Source organism: Novosphingobium sp. 11B (assembly GCF_054589055.1).
This window is the reverse complement of record NZ_BAAILP010000033.1, coordinates 38,026-43,695: the sequence shown is the minus strand read 5'-3', so window position 1 is coordinate 43,695 and position 5,670 is coordinate 38,026. Positions and strand designations below refer to the sequence as shown.

At 65.4% G+C, this 5,670-nt stretch carries 4 protein-coding genes; 2 read left to right on the top strand and 2 right to left on the bottom strand.

What is annotated here, in order from left to right; genetic code table 11:
- Positions 1 to 71: 71 nt before the first annotated feature.
- Both ACYPYD_RS02865 and ACYPYD_RS02860 read right to left on the bottom strand, forming a co-directional pair.
- Entirely contained in the window at positions 72 to 1,118 is a 1,047-nt protein-coding gene (locus tag ACYPYD_RS02865) for a mannose-1-phosphate guanylyltransferase (protein WP_459662008.1), read from the bottom strand.
- A gap of 91 nt (positions 1,119 to 1,209) precedes the next feature.
- Positions 1,210 to 1,938: a TonB family protein gene (locus ACYPYD_RS02860; protein ID WP_083274636.1), complete on the bottom strand. Its 729-nt coding sequence runs from the start codon at positions 1,936 to 1,938 to the stop codon at positions 1,210 to 1,212.
- A 134-nt stretch (positions 1,939 to 2,072) separates the two neighbouring features.
- Here ACYPYD_RS02860 and ACYPYD_RS02855 point away from each other — a divergent pair, with 134 nt between their 5' ends.
- Together ACYPYD_RS02855 and ACYPYD_RS02850 are read left to right on the top strand one after the other, a co-directional pair.
- Positions 2,073 to 2,792 carry a dienelactone hydrolase family protein gene (locus tag ACYPYD_RS02855; protein ID WP_459662007.1) on the top strand — a complete coding sequence of 240 codons (720 nt, stop codon included), beginning with the start codon at positions 2,073 to 2,075 and terminating at the stop codon, positions 2,790 to 2,792.
- A gap of 337 nt (positions 2,793 to 3,129) precedes the next feature.
- On the top strand, positions 3,130 to 5,670 hold a 2,541-nt coding region (locus tag ACYPYD_RS02850; RefSeq protein WP_459662006.1), incomplete at its 3' end, for a TonB-dependent receptor.

Here is a 5,670-nt window from a genome sequence, read left to right as displayed (position 1 = left end):
GGCCCCAGGGCTTCTCGACCTGTCGGATCGGCAGCGAGGAGGAAGCGCGGGCGTCGGTCATCGGCGAATACTCACTGATTCCTGGCGCCGGAAAGATTGCCCACCTTCTGCACGCCGGCAACCGTAGTGATCATGATGTCATCGCCATCGACGACGACGATCACGTCCTCCAGCCCGATCACAGAGACGCGCGGACCGTCGCTGTCGACCAGCACACCCCGGCAATCGACCATCTCGACCGTGCCCGAACCGCGTACCGAATTGCCGTGCTCATCGCTTTCCAGCGCCTCGTGCAGCGCCTGCCAGTTGCCGATGTCCGACCAGTCCATGTCGGCGGGCACCATCGCCGCGCGGGTGGTGTTCTCCATCACCGCGTAGTCGACCGAGACGCTGGGCACTTCGGCAAAGGTCGCCGCATCGGGATGGAAGCGCTGGCCGTCCTCGGCGCCCTTCGCCACCGCATCCGCGACGCTGGTGGCGACGTCCGGGCGGTGCGCGGTCAGTTCGGCGAGGAAGTCCTTCACCCGGAACGCGAAGATTCCGCCGTTCCAGGCGTAGATCCCTTCGGCAAGGAACGCCTTGGCGCGCTCCAGATCCGGCTTCTCGACGAACTGCGCGGTGCGGAAACCGCCGTGCTCGGGAATTGCCTCGCCGCGCTTGAGGTAGCCGAAGCCGGTTTCGGGCGCCGTCGCCTCGATGCCGAAGGACACCAGCCAGCCCTGCTGCGCCAACCCCGCCGCAGCGGCTGCGGCGACCGCGAAAGCCTCGGTATTGCCGATGTGGTGATCGCTCGGGCAGACCAGCATCACCGCGTCCTCGGGCAGGCGGCAGGCAGCGAGCGCAATGGCGGCGGCGGTGTTGCGCGCCGAAGGCTCGACGATGACCTGCGCCCCCTCGACCGCGCCGAGCTGCGCCTCGACGTGGGCGAGGTGCTTGTGGCCGGTCACCACGACCGGGGCCGCGAAGCCTCCCGAGCCGGGACAACGGGCCAGCGCCGCTTCGAACAGGGTTCTGTCGCCGACCAGCGGCAGGAACGGCTTGGGCATGGCAGCCCGGCTGCGCGGCCACAGGCGCGTGCCGCTGCCTCCGCAGAGAATGACGGGAACAAGGATCGACATAGGGTAAAGTTTCGCTCGTCCGCTGACGGATACCAGTTCGATGGTCATAGCCGCCCAATGCTGCAATGCAACGTCGCGCTTGTATATTACGTCAATAAAACCAGCGCTGACGCCAGCGATAAATCGCTTCTACTGTTTTTCCGCCAGTATCTTTTGCCGGGCGAAAGCGAAAACGGCGCATCGCGAGGTCGCAGGTAATGCGGTCCGCCTCCGGGTCCGGGCTGGGCTGCACGATCCGGCAGGCGGCGACGCGGCCATCGGTTCCTACCCTGAGGTCGATGGTCACCGATGCCCCGACCCGCAAGTCCCGGGTGGCGCGGGGGTAGTCCTTCGCCGAATTGATGTCTCCCGCCACCTTCACCGTCGGCGATGCGCCGCCGCCGCCGGTGCCATCCCCGCCTGCGCCCGCGCCGGTGCCCGAACCGAAGCCCGACGCCCCCGTGCCCTCGCCCTGCGCGGTGGCTCCGGCAGCGTTTTCCGCGCCTTTGCCCGCCACCGGAGGAGCTTGCGCGGGGCGGACGACCACGGGCGTCCTGGGCGCCGGGACCGGGCGCGGGTCCGCCTTGCGACCCGCAGCGGCGGCTGCGCCCTCTTCGCGCGGCGCTGCGCTGCTCGGTGCGGAAGAGGGGACAGGCGCGGGCGGCGGCGGAGGTTCGGCCGCAATTGTGAAGGCCCGCGTCACCGATCGCGCCACTTGCGCGGCGAGGTCCGGGGTGAACGCCCGCACCAGCCCGGCAATCACGACGACGTGGATCAGCAGCACGACCGCCGCGATCTTCCAGCGCGGTTTGTGCTCCTGCCGATATCCGCTGCGCATCATCGCCCGGTGATCGCACGGGCGTGCAAGCCGGCGCAACCTTTGACAAGGTCCGGCTTTGACAAGGCCCGGGCCACCGATCATTCCTTTCTGCGACACATCATTCACATATGCGATAATGAGGAGCAGCCATGGCGATGGACGACAGATTCGAACCGGTTGCCTGCAACCACGAAGGGATCGCACTGGAAGGTTTCGTGGCCCGGCCGCAAAGCGACGGTCCCCATGCGGCGGTGCTGATGATCCCGGGAGCCACTGGCCCTGGCCCCAGCTTCGAAGCGGCGGTGCAGGCGGTTGCCAAGGCCGGCTACGTCGCGGTCGCTGCCAGCATGTACGCGCGCGGCGCCGACATCTCGACGCCGCAGGCGGCAGGCCGACACTTCGCCGATCTCATGGAACGGCCAGAAGCCCTGCGCGCGCGCGTCGTCACATGGTTCGAGGCGGTGTGCGCCCTGCCCGGCGTCGATCCCGAGCGGGTCGCAGCGGTGGGCTATTGCTTCGGCGGCAAGTGCGTCCTCGAACTCGCCCGCAGCGGCGCACCGGTCCGGGCGGTTTCAAGCTTTCATGGCCTCCTCGCCACGCATGCACCGGCTGCGCCCGGCACCGTCAGGCCGCACATAGCCATCTGGACCGGCGGCCGCGACCCTTACGTGCCGCGCGCCGACTTCGATGCGGTGCGTGCAGAACTCGATCTGGCCGGTGCGAACTACTGCGCGACCGAGTTCGCACGCGCCCGCCACGCCTTCACCGACCCCGATCACGACGGTATCGCCGAGGGGATAGAATATGACGCGGCGGCACATCGAATTGCCTGGAGCGGCACTCTCGCCCTGCTCGAAGTGATCCTTTCGGCATGATTTGCTGAACAGGTGTTACAATTGCGCCACGCTCTCGGATTAATTCGTATTTTCGATGTATAATTCCCAATTGTGAACTGAATGTCTCACAGTTATCCTTGCAAACAGACGAGGGATTCGTAGTGTTTCCCTCAAGCAAGAAGGTCTGCCGGGCATCGGCACCAGGGAGAGAGAACAGGCGCTGACGGGGGCGTCGATCGCTGGCCGGCCATGCCGGATCCGGACGCTTCCCCATTTCGATTATCCCCAAACTCCCGCGCGGACCGGCAACAGCCGGCCGTCCCGCAGAACCGTCTGCCGATAACGAGAACAATGTTTCCGGAGGAGAGGAGAAATCATGAGTGCAAGGAATTTCAGGAGCCGGCTCACCAGCAGCGTCGCGGTCCCGGCAATCGCCTTTGCGGGGCTGACGGCGACGCCGCTAATGGCGCAGGGCATCAACCCGGACGAGATCATCGTCACCGCCCGTCGTACCGAAGAACGCCTGCAGGACGTGCCGATCTCGATCACCGTGTTCAGCGGCGACCAGATCCAGAAGCGCAACATCGCGGTCGCCTCCGACCTTGCGGTCTTCACCCCTTCGCTCTCGGTCAACACGCGTTACGGGCCTGAGAAATCGACGTTCTCCATCCGCGGCTTCAACCAGGACGCCTCGACCGCGCCGACCGTGGGCGTATACTTCGCCGACGTCGTGGGCGTGCGCGCGCAGGGTGGCACGGCAGGCGGCAACACCGTCGGCGCGGGCGCTTTCACCGACCTCCAGAACGTGCAGGTGCTGAAAGGCCCGCAAGGCACCCTGCAGGGCCGCAACACCACCGGCGGCGCCGTGCTGCTGGTGCCGGCCAAGCCCACCGACCTGCTCGAAGCCTCGATCGAGGGGACTTACGGCAACTACGACCAGAAGCGCGTCCAGGCGATGTTCAACGCACCGCTGGCCGATACCTTCAAGGTCCGCGTCGCGATCGACCGCAACGAGCGCGACGGCTATATGAAAAACCATTCTGGCGTCGGCCCGAAGGACTTCAACGACGTCAATTACTTCTACGGCCGTCTCAGCGTCGTTGCGGACCTGACCCCGAACCTCGAGAACTACACGATCTTCCACTACAGCCGTTCGGACACCAACGGCTATGCTTCGCACTACGAGTTCTGCGATTCCAACCCCGGCGATCCGCGTCAGATCAACCCGGCGACGATCTCCCCCATCAACCCGAACGGCAGCAAGTACAGCATCAGCCGCTACTACACCTCGCTGGCCGCCTGCGACCAGATCGCCCGTCAGACCGCGCGCGGCGACGGCCCTCTCGACGTCGATGTGAGCGATCCCGACCCGCGCATGTTCCTGCGCACCTGGCAGGCGATCAACACGACGACCTGGCAAGCCAGCGACACGATCACGATCAAGAACATCGTCAGTTACGGCGAATACCGCGAGCAGAGCCAGTTCCAGCTCTACAGCGACAACTTCACGGTGCCGGACACGGCGATCACCCGTTATTACGCGGCGCGCAGAGGCCCGCAGATCGGCCAGCCGTTCGACTACATCCAGCTCGGCACCCAGCCCGGCCACGATGCGGCCGCAGAATCCACCACCACCGAGGAACTGCAGATCCAGGGGCGCTCGGCCGACGGCAAGTTCAACTTCGTGGTCGGCGGCTATCTCGAATTCAGCCGGCCGCTCGGCTACAACCAGCAACGTACCGGAATCTACGGCAACTGCGTTGATCCGGGGGTCCTGAACTGCTCGGGCGGCCTGCCACTGTCCGACAGCGCCCCGATCCCGGGCACCATCATCTCGGAATCGCGCACGCAACTGGCGTTCGACAACCACGGTGTCTTCGCGCAAGGCACCTATCGCTTCACGGACCAGCTGGCACTGACCCTTGGCGGGCGCTGGACGTTCGACAAGATCGCGGGCTATTCCGAAAGCAATCGCCGCGTGTTCGCCAGCGTGCCCGGTGTCGGCTACGTGCTTTCGAACTGGGTGTGCAACGACAACCTGAACCATGCGACCGTCAATCTGATCGCCAACGGCGGCGACCTGACGGCATGCGGCACGCGGATCACCGTCAAGTCGAACAAGCCGACGTGGCTGATCGACCTCGACTTCAAGCCGACGCCCGATACCCTGATCTATGCCAAGTACGCGCGCGGCTATCGCCAGGGTACGGTGAACTTCACCAATCCGGGGCTGGAGACCGCCCTTCCCGAGAAAGTCGATGCCTACGAGGTCGGCGCCAAGCTGACATTCCGCGGAGCCCTGCCCGGCTATCTCAACGTCGCCGGGTTCTGGAACGATTTCTCGAACCAGCAGGTATTCGGCGCGCTCATTCCCAAGCCCGAAAGCGGATTGGTCGGCGGCTCGGCGATCATCAACGCGGGCAAATCCGTCATCAGAGGCGTCGAGGTGGATGCAGGCGTGACCCCGTTCCAGGGGCTGCGGCTCTCGGCGGGATATGCCTATCTCGACACCAAGCTCAAGGACCTCGTCACGCCCACGCTCTCGGCGGACAGCCCCTTCCTGCAGATCATCCCGCGCGGGCGGATCGGAGGTCCGCTGACCTACTCGCCCAAGCACAAGCTGACGCTCTCGGGCGATTACTCGGTTCCGTTGGGCGACAACGTCGGTGAGCTGAACTTCGGGGCGGTCTTCACGTATACGGCCAGGCAGTTCGTCGATGGAAACCTGCAGATCCCCGGCTACAGCCTGCTGAACCTCAATGCCGGCATAACCGACGTGGGCGGATCGGGCTTCGACGTGGTCGTCTTCGCGCAGAACGTGACGAACAAGCACTATCGCACCACGTCGGGCGGCGGCTACGATTCTTCGGGTATCGGCGACTTCATGTACGGCCCGCCGCGCATGTACGGGGTGCGC